Below are 2,015 nucleotides of genomic sequence, written 5' to 3'. Positions count from 1 at the left end.
GTCGCGTTAACGACATTTGCCTTTCGGCTGGTGGAGAATAAGGGGATCGAACCCTTGACCCCCTGCGTGCAAGGCAGGTGCTCTCCCAGCTGAGCTAATTCCCCATAAACTATCATAGTGTAGAGACTAGGTCTCCTTAGAAAGGAGGTGATCCAGCCGCTCGTTCTCGAACGGCTACCTTGTTACGACTTCACCCCAGTCATTGGTTTTGCCTTAGGCGACAGATTAATTAGCCGACTTCGGGCACCCCCAACTTCCATGGTGTGACGGGCGGTGTGTACAAGACCCGGGAACGCATTCACCGCAGCATTCTGATCTGCGATTACTAGCAACTCCAACTTCATGTAGGCGAGTTGCAGCCTACAATCCGAACTGGGATCGGTTTTGGTGATTCGCTCCACTTCGCAGTATTGCCTCTCATTGTACCGACCATTGTAGCACGTGTGTAGCCCAGAACATAAGGGGCATGATGATTTGACGTCATCCCCACCTTCCTCCGAGTTGACCTCGGCAGTCTCGCTAGAGTCCTCAACTGAATGTTAGTAACTAGCGACAAGGGTTGCGCTCGTTGCGGGACTTAACCCAACATCTCACGACACGAGCTGACGACAACCATGCACCACCTGTCTCTGCTGTCCGAAGAAGGGATCGGTTAAGATCCTGTCAGCAGGATGTCAAGCCCTGGTAAGGTTCTTCGCGTTGCTTCGAATTAAACCACATGCTCCGCTGCTTGTGCGGGTCCCCGTCAATTCCTTTGAGTTTTACTCTTGCGAGCGTACTCCCCAGGCGGAGCACTTATTGCGTTAACTGCGGCACTGAGCCCTAACGGACCCAACACCTAGTGTCATCGTTTACGGCGTGGACTACCAGGGTATCTAATCCTGTTTGCTACCCACGCTTTCGTGCCTCAGTGTCAGTTACAGTCCAGAAAGCCGCCTTCGCCGCTGGTGTTCCTCCTAATATCTACGCATTTCACCGCTACACTAGGAATTCCGCTTTCCCCTCCTGCACTCAAGTAGCCCAGTTCGCAAGGCAAGTAGAGGTTGAGCCTCTAAATTAAACCTTGCGCTTAGGTAACCACCTACGCACTCTTTACGCCCAATAATTCCGGATAACGCTTGCCCCCTACGTATTACCGCGGCTGCTGGCACGTAGTTAGCCGGGGCTTGCTCCTAAGGTACCGTCATTTGTTTCTTCCCTTAGAACAGAAGTTTACAACCCGAAGGCCTTCATCCTTCACGCGGCGTTGCTGCATCAGGCTTTCGCCCATTGTGCAAGATTCCCTACTGCTGCCTTCCGTAGAAGTTTGGACCGTGTCTCAGTTCCAATGTGGCCGATCACCCTCTCAGGTCGGCTACTGATCGTCACCTTGGTGAGCCGTTACCTCACCAACTAGTTAATCAGACGCAGGCCCATCCCTGACCGATAAATCTTTGACCGTTGAAGCATGTGCTTCTACGGTGTTATGAGGTTTTAATCATCGTTTCCAATGGCTATCCCTCTGTCAAGGGCAGGTTGCCTACGCGTTACTCACCCGTCCGCCGCTGTCCGTTAATATAATCCCCCGAAGGTTCATGCACTAACATCTCGCTCGACTTGCATGTATTAGGCACGCCGCCAGCGTTCATCCTGAGCCAGGATCAAACTCTTAATAAATGTTATCTGAAGAATCTTTCGATTCGTCCAAATCCTGTTAATGGATGACGCTTATCGCGTCTCGACTCGTTATTTCCGAATCATTGTTGTTTGTGTTTGAATTGTACAGGGACATACGACATATTTGTACATCGTTTGTCTCTTATACGATCTTGAGATCTGATCTCCAGTTTGCACTGTGTCGATCTCTTGACCAGTTTCTACACTATGAAGTTGTCATGGTTCTGCTGACTGCGTTTGAGCGTTTTTAAGCTAACGGCTCTCTCGCGACAGCTTAATCATTATAGCGCACCATTTTTGACTCGTCAAGCACTTTTTTATCTTTTTTGAAAGATTTTCTGCTCGACTCATCTTGGCTC

Annotated in this window: 1 tRNA gene and 1 rRNA gene; both read right to left on the bottom strand. The window is 50.1% G+C overall.

The features are described 5' to 3' along the window. Positions 1-28 precede the first annotated feature (28 nt). Positions 29-104, bottom strand: a tRNA-Ala gene (locus AXF17_RS05280). Between the two features lie 36 nt (positions 105-140). Then, positions 141-1,656 (bottom strand): 16S ribosomal RNA (locus tag AXF17_RS05275). Between the last annotated feature and the right edge of the window lie 359 nt (positions 1,657-2,015).

Origin of the sequence: Mogibacterium pumilum, from assembly GCF_002243385.1 — a bacterium.
GTDB classification, from domain to species: domain Bacteria; phylum Bacillota; class Clostridia; order Peptostreptococcales; family Anaerovoracaceae; genus Mogibacterium; species Mogibacterium pumilum.
The sequence above is the reverse complement of the archived record's forward strand: the minus strand, read 5'-3'. Positions and strand labels throughout refer to the sequence as shown.